Source organism: Pseudarthrobacter sp. NPDC080039, from assembly GCF_040702335.1.
GTDB classification, from domain to species: domain Bacteria; phylum Actinomycetota; class Actinomycetes; order Actinomycetales; family Micrococcaceae; genus Arthrobacter; species Arthrobacter enclensis_A.
The window spans coordinates 24,197-42,057 of the sequence record NZ_JBFBKY010000027.1; the positions used below are offsets into that span (position 1 = coordinate 24,197).

Here is a 17,861-nt window from a genome sequence, read left to right on the forward strand (position 1 = left end):
GCGGCAACTCCAATGGTTGGGGCCGCGTCAGCGGGTGAGATTTTACCTAGCTTCGATAGGGCACAATGAGGTCGGCCCGGTTGGTTGCGCGGCCCAGGCGTGGCCATATGCCGTGGCTGTTACCCGGACGTGAAACGAGCATTGATGAGAGTAATGGTGAAGTCTGCAGCCCGCGGCCGTAACGTCGAGGCCCTGCTTTTGGTGGTGGCACTGGCTATTGCGCTGGGAGCCAACGCGATAGTGGCCGTGGACAGGCAACAGGCGCTGCCCAAGGACTTTTGGGCGCAAGGGGTGATCCTTGCCGTGCTCGCCGCGGGATTCCACCTGCTGCTGCGTCTGCGCGCGCCGCACGCCGACCAGCTGATCCTTCCTATCGTGATGGCTCTCAACGGCCTCGGAATCGCCGTGATTCAAAGCCTGGATCAGGCCACCGGCGGCGACGCCGGCGCCAACCAGCTGCGATGGACTTCGGTCTCAATGGTGGTCGCGGCCGTTGTCCTATGGTTCCTGCAGGACCATCGAAGACTTGCCAGGTACACCTATACCGCTCTCGGGCTCAGCGCCGTCCTCCTGGTGCTGCCCCTGGTGCCCGGGGTATCAGCAGGTGATATCAACGGCGCGAGTGTGTGGATCCGGGTTGGGCCGCTGACCTTCCAGCCCGGTGAAATCGCGAAGATCACGCTGGCAGTATTTTTCGCCGGTTACCTCTCCATGAACCGGGACCTGATCCTGCTGGCCGGCCGGAAGGTTGGCCCCCTGCAGTTTCCACGCATGAAGGATATGGGACCCTTGCTCACCGCATGGGCCGCTGGCGTGGGGTTGCTGGTCTTTCAGCACGATCTGGGCATGTCCATTCTTTTCTTCGGTCTGTTCATGGTGATGATTTACGTCGCCACCAGCCGGCCGACCTGGCTCCTGTTGGGGCTCGTCCTCATGGCAGCGGGCATGTACGCGGCCGCCAAGATATTCCCGCACGTGGCTTTGCGGATCGATGCGTGGCAAAACGCCTTCAATGGTGATGTTTACGCCCGTTTTCCGGGGGGAAGCGCCCAAATCGTTCAAGGCCTGTTCGGGATGGCCTCTGGCGGCCTTGTCGGAGAAGGCCTCGGCGCCGGACGACCTGACCTGGTGCCGTTTGCCAACAGTGACATGATTATTGCCTCCATCGGTGAGGGTCTGGGACTCATCGGGCTCTTCGCCGTTGTCACTTTGTACCTGATGTTGTTTACCCGCGGTTTCCGTGCAGCGTTGGGCACCAGGGACGCGTTCGGCAAATTGCTGGCCTGTGGTCTGTCCTTTGTCATGGCCTTGCAGTGTTTCATCATCATTGGCGGCGTTACCCGCCTGATTCCCCTGACAGGGCTCACCACCCCCTTTCTGTCCGCTGGCGGGTCCTCTCTGTTGGCGAACTGGATCATCGTCGCTCTGCTCCTGGTCATTAGCCACTCTGCACGCGAACCCTCCCAACCGGTACACCACCCCGGAGAGAAGGAAGCCCAAAAAGCGACCCAGGCCAAACGCTGACCCGTCTTGAACAAAAGCGTTAAGCGTGGGCGGATATCCTTGCCCGACCGCAATCTGCAGAAAGTTTCGTTGTTATGCCAGACAATAACTTCGTCTCCGGTTCGATCCGATGAGCCGTGAAAATAACCGTTATCCGGGCCAGGGCACTCTTGTCTCTGCCAGTGCCCGGAACCGGCCGGGCTTCCGCCGTGCCCCGCGCTGGGTCAAGGTCATCACCGCGGTGGTGTCCGTGCTGCTCCTGGGCGTGCTGGCGTTCGGTGGCTACTGGGTCTGGCGGCTGCAGTCCAACATCAGCACCTCGGACCTCTCCGCCGGTGGGCAACGCACCGAAGGCCCTGTCAACGACACTTCTGACCGTGTGCAGATCCTGGTCCTGGGTTCGGACACCCGCAGCGGCAACAACAGCCAGTACGGTTCGCCCGATGACTCCTCCGGGTACGGACAGTCCGACGTGATGATGCTGCTGGACATCTCAGCCGACAACAAACACGTCAACGTCATCAGCATCCCCCGGGACCTGCTGGTGGACATCCCGCCATGCACAGACAAAAAGACGAACCAAACATACCCTGAGCAACGGGACGCGATGATCAACAGCGCCCTGGCTGAGGCCGGAACCGGCTGCGCCGTGGACACCGTTAACAAGCTCACCGGGCTGGAAGTGGACCACTTCATGATGGCGGACTTCAACGCCGTCAAGGAGCTGTCCAACGCCGTGGGAGGCGTGGACGTGTGCGTCAGCTCCGCGGTGGACGATCCCGATTCCGGGCTGCACCTGCCCGCCGGCACCTCGCAGGTGCAGGGGGAACAGGCCCTGGCCTTCCTGCGCACCCGGCACGGCTTCGCTAACGGCGGGGACCTGGGCCGGATCAAGGCCCAGCAGGGCTTCCTCGCCTCACTCACCCGCAAACTGAAGTCCGAGGGCACGCTGGGCAACCCGGAGAAGGTCCTGACCATCGCCGATGTTGTCACCAAGAACCTGACGGTGGATCCGGGACTGTCCTCGGTTCCCTCGCTGCTGACCATCTCCAACCGGCTGAAGAACATCGATCCCGCCAGCGTCAACTTCATCACCGTACCCACGGTGCCGGCACCGCAGGACCCCAACCGGCTTGCCTTGGATGAACCGGCGGCATCCAACTTCTTCAAGGCGCTGCGCAACAGCCCGGACCTGAGCCAGCCCGCCCCGGAGGCCCCCGCCAGCACGCCCGCAACACCCGCGGCGCCTGCCTATGACAAGGCCCTGCAGCCAGTTTCCATTGCCAACGGCACAGGCATATCGGGCCGCAGCAACGCGATCGCCGGGATGCTCTCCGACGCTGGATTCACCAAGCTGACCAAGCTGCCCGCCCAGACGCAGGGCCAGACCATGGTCTACTACTCCGCCGGGTTCGAAGATGTCGCCGCGGACGTGGCCTCGCTGTTCGGCCTGCCGCCCAGCAGCGTCCAGAAGGTGGCGAACATCCAGGGCGTGCAACTGTACGCCGGCACGGACTTCGCCACGGGCACCAAACCCGCCGCACCGCCCTCGCCCGCCGACTCCGCCGGCGGCGTGGTGGCGCAGACCGGCAACGACGTGACCTGCCAGGCGGCGAACACCAACGGCTAATAGGACCCAGGGAGGTGCTGGACCCAGAGCCGGTCTGAGCATGGACAGGAAAACCCGAACATGGCCCGGCAGGATCAGAGTACGGGTCCCGGACCCTTCGGCCGTCACGAATACCCTAAGAACGGGCACATGCAGACCCGGCTCACCCGCGCGGCCAAGACTGCCCAGTGGAAGTTGACTTGCATTGATCCACCCAGCGCCACGGCTTCCTGTAATCAGGGGTGTCCAGCAAACAGCCGCGCCGTCCCCGGCGCGCAACCGTTCAATTCGATCTCACCACTCCCGACTGCGGTTGGCTGTAATGCTCATCGTCGGACTGGGCGCTATCGTGCCAGCCACCACCGTCGACCTTATATCCGGCCTCGTCCGCTGAACACGTCACCCATGTCCGTGACGTGAGGACCCGCGGGCACAGAAATTTGCCTAAAGCATCAGCGTGCTCTGTCAGATCCTTATGACTTGTCGAATCAGCAGATCAGGTGCCCTTGCGGAACGGCCGGAAATGCTCACACTGGAAGCATCACGAAAGGGGTGGGCATGCCGAAGGTGGATATGGTCGTGGATACCCGTGTACCGCCGGAAAGAGTACGGGGAGCGTTGCTGGACTTCAGCCCTCGACGCCCTGAGATCTGGCCAGGGATTTACGCGCCGATATACGAGGTCTACCACGTCGGAGAGAACTACGCGGATATCAGGGAGGGCAGCGAAGCCCCCGGCGGGGCGATCACGGATTCAGGTCACGTGGAACCGCCATCCCACGAGCATTGCCGGGCGCCTCGCCACCTTCCTGATCGTAGTAACCCGGGCCGCGCCCTTGGCAGCCTCTCTGCGCAAAGGCTCAAGCGGCTCGATGACCGGTCTGCCGCCTAGTCTGCCGGGGTGCCCCCGGGCTCAGCCTCAGGCCCAGAACTCATCAGCCTTGGCAGCGTCGTCGAAGCATTCCCTGCCCTCCACGACTTTGCCGTCGCGGATCACGAACGCTATGACGGTCGGGGCATCCAGGGTTTTTCCATTGTTTTTGGCACGACTCTGCTGAACTCCTACCGTATGGTTGTCGCCGCCGACCATGTCCTGGACTGTCGCCTTGAAGGATCCTTGAGAACGACGTCCAAGCTCACCGAAATAGGACAGAACGGCATGCCTTGACGGCCTAAACAAACTGCTCAGCCCTGGACCTAAAGAGAACAGACTCACAGGGACTCACAGGACGGGTGTTCACCGGCTTATTGTGCCTTTGAAAACCCCCTTCGGCACCTGCCAAAGACAAAACACGTCGAGACAACTTTCCAAGACAACAGGGCAGCCGCCCCAACGCCAAAGGTCACGTCCCGCTGAGTGGTGGAGTTTCTCGACACCGTGCGGGTCAGCTGGTTTTGATTATGCCGCAGCGAGTTCGGGAATGGGAACCACCTCCTCGACGTGCGCGGCCGGCGGCGTGCCGGGTGCGTTGAGTTCTTGCATGGATGCTTCGGAGAGGTAACGGCGGTCCCCGGCTTCCCACTCGTCGTGCTGCTCGACGAGGACCGCTCCGGCCAGCCGGAGAAGGGCTGCCGGGTTGGGGAAGACCCCGACAACGTCGGTGCGTCGTTTGATCTCCTTGTTCACCTGCTCCATCGGGTTCGTGGACCAGACCTGACGCCAATGCTTCGGTGGGAACCCGCAGAAAGCGAGAACGTCTTCACGGGCATCGTCGAGCATCGCGGCGACCTTCGGGTGGGACTTCCCAGCATGCGGGCGACCTCGTCGAACTGGGTGTGCACATGCCCGGCATCGGGCTGGGCGAACACGGTGCGGATGATCGAGGCCACCATCTCCTGGGCGCCCTTGGGCACGGTCGAGAGCACATTGCGCATGAAGTGCAGGCAGCGCTGCCACGATGCGCCCTGGAAGACAGTGTTGATAGCCTACTTCAGCCCGGTGTGGGCGTCTGAGATGACGAGCTTGACCCCGCCCAGGCCCCGGGTCTTGAGCGAGCGAAGAAAGTCCGTCCAGGACGCCTCGTTCTCGCTGTCGCCAACGTCGAACGCGAGCACCTCCCGGCGTCCGTCCGCGGCCACACCGAACGCGACGACGATCGCCTGGGACACGACCCGGTGATTCACGCGCGCCTTGCAGTACGTCGCGTCGAGAAATACGTACGGGTAGCCCAACGCGGATAAATCCCGGTCACGGAACGCGCCGACCTCCGCGTCGAGGTCGGCGCAGATCCGCGACACCTCGGACTTGGAGATCCCCGAATCAGCCCCGAGAGCCTTGACCAGATCGTCGACATTCCGGGTCGAGACACCGTGCAGGTAGGCCTCCATCACGACAGCGAACAGGGCCTGGTCCAGGCGGCGGCGCCGTTCGAGCAAGGAGGGGAAGAATGAGCCCTGCCGCAGCTTCGGGATCTTCAATTCCAGGTCCCGCCGTCGTGGCCAGGGTCCCGTTGCGGCGCGTCGCGCGCTCATCGGTGCGTTCGAACCGGCCGGCGCCGATAAACGCGGTCGCTTCCGCGTCGATGAGCTCCTGGTAGAGCTTCTCCGTGGCCGAGCGAACCCGGTCGGTGACATCCGTTAGTTTCAGTTGGCCAAGCAGGTCCACCAGGGCAGACTGGTCAAGAGCCATCGTGTGGTTGTGTCCTCTCGTGAGATTCCTAGACAGTTCTCACTGACCATCGCACGATGGCTCTTCACGTCAACGAAGCGACGCTCAGAACCCGAGATTTACACCACTCCACGGGACGTGACCTGGAGTTCGGGGGCCAGCGTCCTGGAACTCACGCATCAGGCCCCGGGCCCGATCGGCAGCGGTGCCCCGAAAGCCTACTGCACGTGCCTACGGAATCAGCAGGGAAAGCGTCTACCAGTACCTCCGCCACGCCAAGCTGGAGTGAACCCCTCCCGTGCCAACGCCATCGTTGTGCCGCAGCCTCCGCTGATTGTGTCAATCTCATTGGAGCCCACCAGGACGGGGCGGATTCTAACCATCCACACGTAACCTCCCAGTGTTGCGACGATGGTTAGAATCCGCCCGGCCTGAATGGTGCCCATGCAGTTGTGTTGGCAGGGTGATGGGTTTTGGATTGTTGGTTGGTTCACGCAGATGGAGCGTGACAGATAATCGAACGCCCCAGGGTTGCAAACGCAGCCGCTGCTGCTACTAGATTGCGACGGGGAGGGACTTACGCGCTGGACGAAGCGGTTTGCTGTGAAGGTGCGGATGGAGCCATGGGCAAAGCATTCATTTCGGCGACGCTGCTGCGGGGGTTTTCGAGTCGGCCGTCGGCTCGCGGACGTCAGGCTGGATTTACTTGACGACCGGCGGAGATTCGGCGACGGATGCGTCCGGCGTTTCAGGTGTCGCTGAGTCCGATTCCTTGATCGTCGAGGCAGGGGGAGCGTTTCCCTGCCGGGGCGCCCATGGAGCGGCGGCATACGCAGCGCGGCCCGTTGGCGGCCGGCATTGATGACCAGATGAACCGCTGCATTTTATTGTAGTTTCCGAAGTCCAGCACGGCTCCGTCAAGCCTTGGCGCCAGTTCATGACTAACGGCCAGGATGATTTCGTCGATGCTGTCTTGGTTGAGCCCGGGCTCCGGTTCGGTCCCCGTGGAAGCCGGGGAGGTGAGCCGGCAGCGAAGGGATTTTTTGGGTTCGGTCCGTGAGAAATACAGCCCCTGCTTGCGGCAGCCGCCCTTCCCTTGTTGGCAAAACAGGACCCCGCCGAATACGCCGATCATCGCCAGGGCATTCGCGGTTACTGTGAAGCTCCCGTGCCCGGGGATTCGGGCCACCATGTCATGGGTCGTCACCATCTGATGCTGCTCAGCCATGGTGGTGGAGGTGAGCCGGGTCATTGGGGCCGGCCTCGTCGTGGCCGGATGGTGCGGTAACGGGGCGGATGAAGACGCCGTCCAGGTTCGGCAGAGCGTGTCCGAGGCGGTGCTCGGCGTCGCTGACGATCTGTTCGCCGGCGGAGATCGGCATATCGGAGATCTGGATGCTGGCGTTGCCCTGGAGTCGGTGCCCTATCCAGCGCAGCTGCAGGGCCGGGACCGCCTCCACGCCGGGGGTCCCGGAGAGGGCGGACCGGGCCCGGTCCAGGAGATCCGGATCGATGCCGTCCATCAGGCGCCGGCCGATGCTCCGCATCGTGCCCCACAGCAGGATGATGATGGCGGCTGCGATCAGCAGGCCCACGATCGGGTCCGCCAGCGGGAACCCGGCCCAGACTCCAATCACACCCAGCACCACGGCAAGAGAGGTGAATCCGTCCATCCGGGCGTGCACACCGTCGGCCACGAGTGCGGCCGAGCCGATCTTCCGGCCGATCCGGATCCGGTAGATCGCCACGGCTTCGTTGCCGGCGAAACCGATCAAGCCGGCAACGGCGACCCAGCCCAGGTTGTGAATGGGTTGGGGGTGAATCAGCCGGTCGGCGGCCTGCCACCCGGCCACGAGGGCCGAGAGCGCCACGACGCCGATGATGAAGAGTCCGGCCAGGTCCTCGGCCCGGCCGAAGCCGTAGGTGTAACGCCGGGTCGCGGGGCGGCGTGCCAGCAGGAACGCGACCCACAGCGGTACCGCGGTCAGGGCGTCGGAGAAGTTATGGATGGTGTCAGCGAGGAGTGCCACCGAGCCGCTCATCAGCACCACGATGAACTGCAGGATGGTGGTGCCAAGCAGCATGAAGAGGCTGATCTTCACCGCCCGGACGCCCTGTTCACTCGCCTCAAGAGCGTCGTCGACAGAGTCCGCCGCGTCGTGGGTGTGCGGGACAAACAACCCGTATAAAAAGCCCTTGATCCCGGTCGGATGTTCATGGGGGTGGCCGTGCCCGTGATCGTGCCCATGGTGGTGGTCGTGGCCGTGCTCGTGCCCGTGGTCGTCGTGGTCGTGGGGGTCTGTTTCGGGTGCGTGGTGTGAGTGGGTGCCGCGGTCGTGGGGGGCGCTCATGATTGGTCTGCGCTTTCGGAGTGGTGATGCCGGGGTGTTCCCCCGAGGGAATGCTCAGCCTGGAAGATGGCGTCCGCGACGAGCTGGCGGGCGTGCTCGTTCTCCAGCCGGTAGAACACGCGTGTGCCATCCTGCCTGGTGGTTACCAGGCGTGCGAGGCGCATCTTCGCCAGATGCTGGGATACCGAGGCCGGAGATTTATGGACCATGTCCGCGAGCCGGCCGACGGGAAGTTCGCCGTCGCGCAGCGCAAGAATGATCCGCACCCGGGTGGCGTCAGCCAGCATGGCAAACACTTCCACGGCCAGTTCCACGTACTGGCTGTCCGGTTCCCGCCCGCATATCGCTTTATCTGCATCCATACGTATATTGTTTCATACGAAGGGAATGAGATATGTCCGGGTGACGCCGGTCCGGCTCCTATGCCTGTGGGCTGATCCAGCGTCTCCGGGTCAAGAGCCCCTTGGGGCGGATCGTTCTGTGGCCTGTTTGGCGTCTGCAGGGAGGGAGGCCTATATTGACTGTGCAAGGTGTCGTTCGTTAGCTGAGGCTCCTTCGCGGATACATGCCAGCGACCCCCAACGTCGAGAGACGCCCCGGGTCAGGACAGGTTCCCCCGGTTTAAGGGGTTGCCCCGATTGGCTCCCGGAACGCCGGGTTCACGCCGTGGAGTGCCAAAGGTCTTACGAGGAGGGGCGCCGCCGGCTCGTCAGATCCGGCCTCCTCCGTGGCGCCGCAGGATCCTGATGGAGGTGGTTAATCGTGAATGATGGTCATAGTCCGTCTACCGGTACCGCCTTCGCGCGGTCCTGAACACCCCTTTCCCCGCCGGCCGCGGCTTTGCGCAGGCCGGCTTCCTGACCGCTTAGCTTATTCCGGGCCCTCTTTGTGCTGCGTGGATTTCTGTGATGTCCGCGTTCGGCATTGAGAAGGTCTCATATTCGGGAGGACATTTCCGATGCCCACCAACCACACCGGCCCCGAAGCGGGCACGAACTCCGGGCCCGCACCCCAGACTGGCTCCTCAGCCTCAACATCACCGGTAACTTCTGCCGGGCCTGCCCCGGCAGCTGTTCTGGACAGCGCCCATATCGGCGACATTAAGGGTGCCTTCGGCACGATCCGGCTCGGTGAGGAATCACCGGGAAGCGGTTGGAAGACCCGGTTGAAGACCCTCCTGGCCATCATCGGGCCCGGTCTGATCGTGATGGTCGGGGACAACGACGCCGGCGCGTTCGGGACATATACCGAGGCCGGTCAAAACTACGGTACGTCATTGCTGTGGACGCTGCTTTTGTTGGTTCCGGTGCTGTACGTGAACCAGGAAATGGTCCTGCGCCTGGGCGTGGTCACCGGCGTCGGACACGCCCGTCTGATCCTGGAACGGTTCGGCAAGTTCTGGGGCGCGTTCAGCGTGATCGACCTGTTCATCCTCAACGCCCTGACCATCGTCACCGAATTCATCGGCATCAGCCTGGGCCTGGACTACCTGGGCATCCCCAAGGCCGCAGGCGTGCTCGTGGCCGCCGCGGTGATTATCGGCGCGGCGTCCACCGGATCGTTCAAACGCTTCGAGCGGGTCTGCTTGACCCTGGTCGCCGGTTCCTTGCTGCTGGTGCCCATCATCGTCATGGTCCACCCGGATCTGGGACAGGTGACCCATGACTTCTTCATCCCCGGGCTCCCCGCCGGGTCGGACCTGTCGACGGTCACTCTGCTGATCATCGGCATCGTCGGTACCACCATCGCCCCGTGGCAGCTGTTCTTCCAGCAGTCCTACCTCATCGATAAGCGCGTCACCCCCCGGTATATGAAGTACGAGAAAGTCGATCTGTGGATCGGGATCGTGATCGTCGTCATCGGCGCGGGAGCCATCATGGGCTTCACCGCGGCAACGTTCACCGGTAACCCTGAATTCGGGAACTTCACCGACGCCGGCGGGGTCGCCGACGGCCTGGAAAAGTACGTCGGGAAGGCCGCCGGAGTGCTGTTCGCCGTTGCGTTGATCGACGCCTCCATCATCGGCGCCGCCGCCGTCGGGCTCTCCACCTCCTACGCCCTGGGGGACGTGCTCGGGCTGAAGCATTCCCTGCACCGTAAAATCTCCGACGCAAAAGGCTTCTACGCCGTGTTCGCCGGGATCCTGGTCATCTCGGCGGTCATCGTCCTGATCCCGGGGGCCCCGCTGGGGCTTCTGACCGTCGGCGTCCAGGTCCTCGCCGGGGTGCTGCTGCCCTCGGCCACGGTGTTCCTGCTGCTGCTGTGCAACGACAAGCAGGTCCTGGGCCCCTGGGTGAACGGCAAAGCCACCAACGTCTTCACCGCGCTCATCATCTCCGTCCTGGTGATCCTCTCCATCGTCCTGACCGCCGGGGTCCTCTTCCCCGATATGGGGGCCGGTGTGATCGTGGGGATCCTGGCCACCGGGGCCGGAGCCTGCGTGTTGGGCGGCGCCGGATACCTGCTCTACGCCAGAGTCCGTCCCGGCCGCAGCGCAGCACCGATCGACCGGAGCAGGCAACAGGACTGGCGCATGCCTCCCCTGGCACTGCTGAATCCCCCCAAACTCTCCACCACCCGCCGCGCCGGGCTGACCGTGCTGCGGACCTACCTGCTGATCGCCATGATCCTGGTGATCGTCCGGGTGGTCCAACTCGCCCTTGGCGGCTGAAACCCCTGACAGCTGAGCCCAGCACAGCGTAGATTCCACGTAGGACAGTCATCCGCTTATGCACCCGTATCCTCGAAAGGTATCCGCAAAAAATGAGTAACCCCGCCACTGCACCCACCGGAGGACCGGCCATCCGGCTCTCGGCCCTGCTGCGCCGCCCCGTCCTGGATACCAAAGGCAACCGGATCGGAACCCTCGCCGACGCTATCGTCCGCCTTCAAGAGGGCAACTATCCGCGGCTGACCGGCCTGGTCATCGCCATCGGAGCAACCCGGGTCTTCGCCCCGCTGGAACAGCTGTCCAGCCTCGCACCCGACACCATCGCGCTGCACACCGCCACCCTGGACCTGCGCCCCTTCACCCGGCGGGAGGGCGAGGTGCTGCTCAATGAAGACGTCCTGGGCCACCGCCTCATCGACACCGACCACACCCTCATGGTCAAGGCCTACGACATTGAACTGAACCCCACAGACACCGGATGGACTGCCACCGGCCTGGACGTGCACAAACCCCGCTGGTTCAGCCTCAACCGAGGCCACGACACCCACCCGTTCCTGGACTGGAACCGGTTCCTGCCCCTGATCGGCCACGAGGCATCCAGCAAGACCCGCGCCCTCTCGGCCCGGTTCGCCCAACTCAAACCGGCCCAGATCGCTGACCTGATCGAGGACTCCTCGGACAAAGAACAGGACGAGATCCTAGCCCGCGTCCACACCGACCCCGAACTCGAAGCGGACGTCTTTGAAGAACTCGACGAAGACCGTCAATCCAAAATCCTCAAAGACCGCACCGACGCCGACGTCGCGGACGTCCTCTCCCATATGCGGGCCGATGACGCCGCCGACGCCCTCATGGACCTCCCCCAGGAACGCCGCACCGGGATCCTGACACTGCTCCCCGCCGCACAACACACCAAAGTCATGACCCTGCTCGGCTACCACGACGCCACCGCCGGGGGCCTCATGGGCACCGACTACATCGCCCTGCCCGCGACCGCCACCATCGCCGACGCACTCGAAAGCATCCGCACCGCCACCACCAAACAACCCGAAGCCCTCACCACCATCTACACCCTCAACCCGGACCGAACCCTCGCCGGGGTCATCGGCCTCGTGCAGGCGCTGCAGGCAGACCCCGCAGCCCTGCTCGCGGAAACAGCCGATCCCGAACCGGTCAGCGCAACCGCAGGGGATGACATCATCGACGTCACCACCACCATGGCCGACTACAACCTCCTCACCCTCCCCGTCCTGGACGACCACGGACACATCCTCGGAGTCGTCACCGTCGATGACGCCCTCGAAGCGGCCATCCCCCCGGACTGGGCCCACCGGGAACCCAACCGAAACACCACCAGCCACCACGCACCGGAAGACTGAAACGAGCACAAAACAATGAGGCGCCATGACTGACTTTCCCGCGGAACGGGCCCCCGCACAGGCAACCCGGCCTGACCGGGACCACCGCCCCGGGCTGCGCACCCTCCTGGTCCCCCGATTCCTCTCCAAAGGCCTCACCCAGGCCCAGGCCGCCCATGTCTCGGGGGTACCGCTCCCTTTAGTTACCCTCATCGCCGAGGAAGCTACAGCGCCCGCTTCCCCCCGAAGCCATACCCGACCTCATGGAAGCCCGCACCAGTCCGGACACGTGCCCACCCGGGGACGACGCAGCGCCACCTCAGTGCGCTTGGTGTTCGTTGCCGCGATCGCGGCCGGCTGCGCCGGCAGCATCCTCTGGCACGAACCCATCCTCCCGATCATCCTCATCGTCACCGGATCACTGGCCGGCTACCACCTCCGAACCCCCCTCACAGCCGCCCGGCAGCACGCGCCCCGGACCGGAACCCGCCCATAACCATCGCATTCCCCACAAACCCGCCCCATCCGCCGGCCGCCAGGGACCGCCGGACCCGTCGAGCAGTGTGGCGGGAACCGTGCACTTCACATTCTCTATTTACGGATTACAAAAACCTGAACCGATAATGCGGCGCCTGTCACCACGTCAACAATCACCCGGGGCAGCTGCAGATGATCAGGTGAGCAAACGCTGATGCCACCGGTACCCAAGGCCCTCACAAAGGTATGGAACAGGGTTTAGAGTATGCACATATTTTCCTCAGAAACGGCTCACGGCACTGTTTTCCAGCCACTGCCCATGCTCGGGTGGCCAATTGGTGCTTCGGCCCGGAAAGGTGCCCGCAATGAAACTCACGCCTGAAGAGGCCAGATTTGATGAAGCGCAGGAAGACCTTTTCCAAGACCTGAACCTCAGCGTTGAGTCCAGGTTCCTCTACCCCGACGATCCCGGCCGGCGGATCCATGTCCTGGAAACAGGCGAGGGCGACCCTGTCGTGATGATCCATGGAGGCAACAGCGTCGCGGCGGGCTGGGCGCCACTGCTCATCGAGCTTGACGGTCGCTTTCATGTGTACGCGGCGGACCGTCCAGGATGCGGTCTCACCCACCCGCAGGACTACCGCAAGCTCAACCTTCGCGAACACGCCATCCAATTCCTGGACGACGTTCTCGACGGCCTCGAACTTGATCACGCGACCCTGGTCGGCAACTCCATGGGCGGGTACTGGTCACTGCTCTACGCGATCAACAGGCCCGAAAGGGTTGAGCGCGTCATCCTCATCGGCGAACCTGCCGGAAGCACCAAAAGACTTGGACTCAAAATCCGGGCCATCGGAACCCCAGTAATCAACCGGCTGCTGCTGGCTACCCTCGGCCGTGCCCGGCCCAATCCGGACTTCCTCCACGGACTCGTCGTCGATACGGGCAAGCTCACACCCAAACTGATGAACTGCTTCTACGCCGGAGCCCTGATCCCCGGCGCCGGACACGCGTGGCGGACCATGCTTGAACTCATCGCCGCCCCGGGAAAAAGGGCCGACCTCACCTACGCCCTCATCCCCTTGCTCCCAACCATCAAGTGCCCCGTCCTTTTCTGCTGGGGCGATCACGACATGACCCCACCTACTGCCGGCATCGAGCTCACCCGACACCTAAACCAAGCACGTTTTGAAGGAATCCAGGACGCCGGTCTGATCACCTGGATTGACAAACCCAAGGAAGTCGCACGCCTCTTCAAAGACTTCATGAGCTCCCCCTGACCAGCCTTTCCACACTGGTTCCATGCCCTTCTTCACGGCCAGCCAGCACCCCGTACACCGTCGCAGCCGATAAACCCGGACGCCAGGCATACGTATTTCGAGGAGTGATTATGCACATCTCCGGCTGATAGTGACCAACAATGGCCGGTCCCGCGCTTTCTATGAGGACATTTTTAGTTGGCGGGTGGCTCCAGGCACCCAGGGTTGAAGCACGAAGCCGGCCCCCGGGAACGATGCGCCAACTCCAGCCAAGAGCGCCAGCCCGCATAAAGAATCCCACCAGACGCCGCAGGCCAAGCAGCACGAGCAGCGGGACTATGGCCACTAGCTCAACACCATGCAGCTGAGGGAAGATGCTCGAAACATCCCTCCCCCACACTTCTTGACGGTCGCCAGCACCCGGGTTTCCGGCCCGGATGGTCCGCGCGGACAGGAAAACGGCGGCCCGCCGTAACAGTTCCTCCGGTAAGACCGTAATATCTTCGATCACGGGCAGTTCCTTCTGCCGGGTACTAAGCCCTCGATCGCGCAGACGGGCGAATGGAACCGTTGTGCTCGCCGACATCGCGTGCTCATACTTCCTCCCAGCTGGGGAGCCATTTGGCATTATCTCGTGTCGAAAAGGAAGAGCCCGGCATGACTAGCCTCACCCGATTGGACAGGCCAGCTGATTTTCTCTGCCGTGGGTGCGCCGTGCGCGCCCCGGGCGGCGTACCGCCCGCGGTGAGTCCGGGTCCCAGAGGGCGCGACGACGCTACACGGGGATCGACAGGGCCTCGCCGACGTCCTCCCGCGAGCGGCCGCCCTCCCCACATCCCGGATCCGGACCTTCTGCGCCTGCCCGAGGCACATCTTAAGAAAGGCGAGCTGCTACTGCCATGCACGCACCGAGACGCATCCTTCTTGCATTCCTCCTCCTGGCATGGCCAACGGGAGCGGCCGGCCCCGCCATGGCCGCCCCCGCGCCCACAGTGAACGTCGTCACCGACTACGGGGCCGTTCCCGATGGCGCAACCGATGACACCGCCGCCTTCCAAGCCGCCGTCAGCTACCTCAACTCGTCCGGCGGCGGAACCCTCGTCATACCCGCAGGAACGTACCAGGTCGCCCCCAGCCTGCCCACCATCGGCAGCAACCTCACCCTTTCGGCAGATAACGCTGTTCTACGCGCCGACGCGCCGGGCTTCCAGCTCCTGGACCTGCACGGGACGGACATCGCAGTCGACGGCCTCGGCCTGGACGGCGCCAATACCCTGGTACGGGGGATCAGCATCGAAGCCGGATCGTCCAACATCACACTGTCCCACGACACCGTAGAGAACTACACCCAGCCCCCAGGACCAGACCAACCCGCTGTACTACGCGATGCCCATCGGGATAAAAGTCTACGGAGACGTCAACGCAGTCCGGATCACCTCGAGCACCGTCCAGAACATCGCCGCGACCCATCCGGAATGCAGCACAGGATGCACCCCGGTCGCCCGAGGCATCCTCATCTCGCCAGCTTCCGGCCAGACGATCGCCACCGACGTGAGCGTCGAAGACTCCTCCATCGCCCACGTCGCGCCCAAGGACGACGGCGACTGCCTGGTCATCCAGGACTCCACGAGCCCAGCGCACCTCACGGTGAAGCACAACACCTTCAACTACTGCTCCAAGCGCGCCATCAAGATCCAGGTCCCAGGCGCCACGATCGAAGTCAACACCATCACCAACCCGTTCGGCCCGGCCACACCCAACCCGGCCTACGCCTCGGCCCTGCCCGAGGACATGTACGCGGCCGTCTCGGACTACGCACCCAACGTCATGATCGGAAACAACCTCATCAGAGGGTCCGGCACCTTCTTCAACCCCGTCGAACTCGGCGCCTCCTGCACCCTCGGCATCGCCAACGCGACGGTCCAAGACAATGTCATAGACATGGGCTATCTCGAACCCGGAACATCGCTCATCCGCGTCATGGTCCCCGGCGCCGACCTCAAAATCCAGGGCAACTCCGGCTCCACTGCCCAGAACGGCATCACCGCAGCAACCAACGAACTGACCAATTCAACGATCCAGGACAACACCTTCACCAACGTCACCACCCAGTTCAACAACTACACGAACTGCTAACACCACTCCGCCGAATCGAAAGCCCAACGACACACGGCCGCGTTTTCAACGTAACCCCGGTCACACGCCGACTGGCATCGACTCCGCGAACCACCGCCGCTCGCGGCGGCAAGGGCCGCTGACCGAACCATCACCGTCCTCCTGAGCCCCCTGAATGCCAAACCGGATCTTGTCCGTGCCGGCAAGAACGCAGGCGGGTAGAGCCAGGTTCTTCTATCCTCGACGTCCCTCGGTCCATGGCTTGTTCTGCGAGGGTTAAATAGACTTGTGGCTGGGTCGAGTTCTTATGTTCCGGCCGCGCGTGCAAGACTCCGCGGTCCTCCAAATATTTTCGCCGTGCTTGGTTTGTTCCGGGAGTATCAGATGTCCTGGTTTCGTCGCATCGCACCCCTTTTCACCCTCGCTCGGGACTGCCCCGGCTTTTGTTGACTCGGTGACCTGCCCCAGGGATTGGTTACCCGGCGAAGAATGAGCCTCAGGCTGTTTGGGATGGGTTCTGGCAGTGTAGCTCGTGCTCGATCGGAGTCCGATAGTCCAGTCCGGAATGGCGGCGCTGCCGGTTGTAGAAAATCTCGATGTAGTCGAAGATCGCGTTGGCCAGGTCCGTCCGGGTCCTCCAGCGTTTCCTGTTCAACAGCTCGATCTGCATGCTGGACCAGAAGGACTCCATCATGGCGTTGTCATACCCGTCCCCGATTGTCCCGAACGAGGGCATCAGGCCGGCTGAGCGGATCTTGTTGGTAAAGGCCCAGGACGTGAACTGGACGCCGTGGTCGGCATGGACGATGCCGCCCGGGACGGGTCGGCGGTTTCTGATGGCCATGTCCAGGGCGTTGACGACCAGAGCAGAGTCCTGGCTGCTGTCAATCGACCACCCAACGATTCTGCGGCTGAAGGTGTCCATCACGGCGCAGCACTAGACCTTGCCCTCCCTCGTCGGATGCTCGGTGATGTCCGTGACCCAGAGCTCGTTCGGCGACAGACGGTGGAATTTCCGGTGCACGAGGTCATCGCTGGTGGCGATGCCCCGCAGGCGTTTGACCTTGGCCGGCCCGGGAAGGCCGGCAATTCCGGCCAGGCTCATCAGCTCCGCGACCAGATGCTCGCTGACGCGCACGTCCATGCCCCGTGTCAGTTCGGCATGGATCCGGCGGGACCCGTAGGTGCCGCGGCTGGCGGTGTGGACTTCCCGGATGAGCCCGGTCAGCCACTGCCGGCGCATCCGGGTCGGTGACATCGGCCGGTTCCGGTATTTGTAGTAGCCGGGGCTGCTCACGCCCAGCAACCGGCAACAGAGCTTCGCGGGGAACCCGGCACCGGTAAGTTCTCCGATCACCGGGTGGATCCTTTTGGGGCCGGCCGGTCCTCACCGAGCAGCTTCGCCGCACGCTTGAGGATCTCCACTTCCGTTTCCAGCTGACGGATCCGCTTCCGCGCTTTGGCCAACTCGGTGCTCTCCGGAGTCGTCAGTCCCGGGCGTTCGCCACGGTCGATCCGGTCCTGACGGACCCAGTTGTGAAGGCCGCCCTCGCTGATGCCCAGTTCGGCGGCCACGCGGCTGATGGGTTTGCCGGCCCGGACCAGGGCGACTGCCCGTGCGCGGAACTCCGGTGGATAGGGTCTTGGCATGTCTGAAAGCCTCTCAGCGAGAGCCAAAAACTCAAACCATTTCGGGTAACCAATCCCTGGGGCAGGTCAGAGTCAACAAAACCGGGGGCAGTCCCCTCTCTTCACCGCAACAGCCGGTGTTAACGCAGCGGTCGCGGACTCACCGGCCCCGCACGAGCATTACGCCAACCACCCCATCCGCGTCCGACCCGGTGCCACGGCGGCGCCGACCGGTCTCGCCCCGGCGACCGTGCAGGGAATCTACAACTTCCCCACCGGGAC

The 17,861-nt window shown here is 63.5% G+C and carries 12 protein-coding genes, 3 pseudogenes and 1 riboswitch; of the genes and pseudogenes, 8 read left to right on the forward strand and 7 right to left on the reverse strand.

Annotated elements, in window-relative coordinates; all coding sequences use genetic code 11:
- Positions 1 to 144: 144 nt before the first annotated feature.
- Positions 145 to 1,524 carry an FtsW/RodA/SpoVE family cell cycle protein gene (locus AB0313_RS19250; RefSeq protein WP_366307664.1) on the forward strand — a complete coding sequence of 460 codons (1,380 nt, stop codon included), beginning with the start codon at positions 145 to 147 and terminating at the stop codon, positions 1,522 to 1,524.
- 109 nt (positions 1,525 to 1,633) lie between these two features.
- Complete coding sequence (locus tag AB0313_RS19255) at positions 1,634 to 3,133, forward strand: LCP family protein (RefSeq protein ID WP_366307642.1); 1,500 nt, start codon at positions 1,634 to 1,636, stop codon at positions 3,131 to 3,133.
- A gap of 897 nt (positions 3,134 to 4,030) precedes the next feature.
- On the opposite strand, the gene AB0313_RS19260 is transcribed toward AB0313_RS19255, so the two are convergent.
- From AB0313_RS19260 to AB0313_RS19280, 5 genes and pseudogenes are all read right to left on the reverse strand, one after another.
- Entirely contained in the window at positions 4,031 to 4,201 is a 171-nt protein-coding gene (locus AB0313_RS19260) for a hypothetical protein (protein ID WP_366307644.1), read from the reverse strand.
- A 309-nt stretch (positions 4,202 to 4,510) separates the two neighbouring features.
- A pseudogene (locus AB0313_RS19265) lies at positions 4,511 to 5,740 on the reverse strand (IS256 family transposase).
- A 727-nt stretch (positions 5,741 to 6,467) separates the two neighbouring features.
- The gene (locus AB0313_RS19270) at positions 6,468 to 6,971 is read right to left on the reverse strand and encodes a peptidase (protein ID WP_366307646.1); all 504 of its coding nucleotides are present in this window, start codon (positions 6,969 to 6,971) and stop codon (positions 6,468 to 6,470) included.
- Positions 6,940 to 8,070: a cation diffusion facilitator family transporter gene (locus tag AB0313_RS19275; RefSeq protein ID WP_366307648.1), complete on the reverse strand. Its 1,131-nt coding sequence runs from the start codon at positions 8,068 to 8,070 to the stop codon at positions 6,940 to 6,942. The genes AB0313_RS19270 and AB0313_RS19275 overlap by 32 nt, the downstream gene beginning before the upstream one ends.
- A complete protein-coding gene (locus tag AB0313_RS19280) occupies positions 8,067 to 8,432 on the reverse strand; it encodes a metalloregulator ArsR/SmtB family transcription factor (protein WP_366307650.1) in 366 nt (121 codons plus the stop codon). The genes AB0313_RS19275 and AB0313_RS19280 overlap by 4 nt, the downstream gene beginning before the upstream one ends.
- Positions 8,433 to 8,599: 167 nt before the next feature.
- Positions 8,600 to 8,770, forward strand: a riboswitch (M-box (ykoK) riboswitch).
- 258 nt (positions 8,771 to 9,028) lie between these two features.
- Here AB0313_RS19280 and AB0313_RS19285 point away from each other — a divergent pair.
- The 4 genes from AB0313_RS19285 (at position 9,029) to AB0313_RS19300 (ending at position 13,856) form a co-directional block, all read left to right on the forward strand.
- Positions 9,029 to 10,741 (forward strand): Nramp family divalent metal transporter, encoded by a 1,713-nt coding sequence (locus tag AB0313_RS19285; protein WP_366307652.1) that lies wholly within the window; start codon positions 9,029 to 9,031, stop codon positions 10,739 to 10,741.
- A gap of 92 nt (positions 10,742 to 10,833) precedes the next feature.
- A complete protein-coding gene (locus AB0313_RS19290; RefSeq protein WP_366307654.1) occupies positions 10,834 to 12,120 on the forward strand; it encodes a CBS domain-containing protein in 1,287 nt (428 codons plus the stop codon).
- A 25-nt stretch (positions 12,121 to 12,145) separates the two neighbouring features.
- The gene (locus AB0313_RS19295; protein WP_366307656.1) at positions 12,146 to 12,595 is read left to right on the forward strand and encodes a hypothetical protein; all 450 of its coding nucleotides are present in this window, start codon (positions 12,146 to 12,148) and stop codon (positions 12,593 to 12,595) included.
- Between the two features lie 346 nt (positions 12,596 to 12,941).
- Positions 12,942 to 13,856 (forward strand): alpha/beta hydrolase, encoded by a 915-nt coding sequence (locus AB0313_RS19300; RefSeq protein WP_366307658.1) that lies wholly within the window; start codon positions 12,942 to 12,944, stop codon positions 13,854 to 13,856.
- On the opposite strand, the gene AB0313_RS19305 is transcribed toward AB0313_RS19300, so the two are convergent.
- A complete protein-coding gene (locus AB0313_RS19305; protein WP_366307660.1) occupies positions 13,840 to 14,346 on the reverse strand; it encodes a hypothetical protein in 507 nt (168 codons plus the stop codon). The genes AB0313_RS19300 and AB0313_RS19305 overlap by 17 nt on opposite strands.
- A 460-nt stretch (positions 14,347 to 14,806) precedes the next feature.
- Here AB0313_RS19305 and AB0313_RS19310 point away from each other — a divergent pair.
- Positions 14,807 to 14,980: pseudogene (locus tag AB0313_RS19310) on the forward strand (glycosyl hydrolase family 28-related protein); the annotation flags it as partial.
- Positions 14,981 to 15,221: 241 nt separating this feature from the next.
- Positions 15,222 to 15,971: a right-handed parallel beta-helix repeat-containing protein gene (locus AB0313_RS19315; RefSeq protein ID WP_366307662.1), complete on the forward strand. Its 750-nt coding sequence runs from the start codon at positions 15,222 to 15,224 to the stop codon at positions 15,969 to 15,971.
- 475 nt (positions 15,972 to 16,446) lie between these two features.
- Here AB0313_RS19315 and AB0313_RS19320 read toward each other — a convergent pair.
- Positions 16,447 to 17,600 (reverse strand): annotated as a pseudogene (locus AB0313_RS19320) (IS3 family transposase).
- Positions 17,601 to 17,861: the final 261 nt, after the last annotated feature.

Excerpts from the sequence above, each read along its gene's own strand:
- AB0313_RS19250 (WP_366307664.1), top strand. The coding sequence starts at position 145 with ATGAGAGTAATGGTGAAGTCTGCAGCCCGCGGCCGTAACGTCGAGGCC.
- AB0313_RS19255 (WP_366307642.1), top strand. The coding sequence starts at position 1,634 with ATGAGCCGTGAAAATAACCGTTATCCGGGCCAGGGCACTCTTGTCTCT.
- AB0313_RS19260 (WP_366307644.1), bottom strand. The coding sequence starts at position 4,201 with ATGGTCGGCGGCGACAACCATACGGTAGGAGTTCAGCAGAGTCGTGCC.
- AB0313_RS19270 (WP_366307646.1), bottom strand. The coding sequence starts at position 6,971 with ATGACCCGGCTCACCTCCACCACCATGGCTGAGCAGCATCAGATGGTG.
- AB0313_RS19275 (WP_366307648.1), bottom strand. The coding sequence starts at position 8,070 with ATGAGCGCCCCCCACGACCGCGGCACCCACTCACACCACGCACCCGAA.
- AB0313_RS19280 (WP_366307650.1), bottom strand. The coding sequence starts at position 8,432 with ATGGATGCAGATAAAGCGATATGCGGGCGGGAACCGGACAGCCAGTAC.
- AB0313_RS19285 (WP_366307652.1), top strand. The coding sequence starts at position 9,029 with ATGCCCACCAACCACACCGGCCCCGAAGCGGGCACGAACTCCGGGCCC.
- AB0313_RS19290 (WP_366307654.1), top strand. The coding sequence starts at position 10,834 with ATGAGTAACCCCGCCACTGCACCCACCGGAGGACCGGCCATCCGGCTC.
- AB0313_RS19295 (WP_366307656.1), top strand. The coding sequence starts at position 12,146 with ATGACTGACTTTCCCGCGGAACGGGCCCCCGCACAGGCAACCCGGCCT.
- AB0313_RS19300 (WP_366307658.1), top strand. The coding sequence starts at position 12,942 with ATGAAACTCACGCCTGAAGAGGCCAGATTTGATGAAGCGCAGGAAGAC.
- AB0313_RS19315 (WP_366307662.1), top strand. The coding sequence starts at position 15,222 with ATGCCCATCGGGATAAAAGTCTACGGAGACGTCAACGCAGTCCGGATC.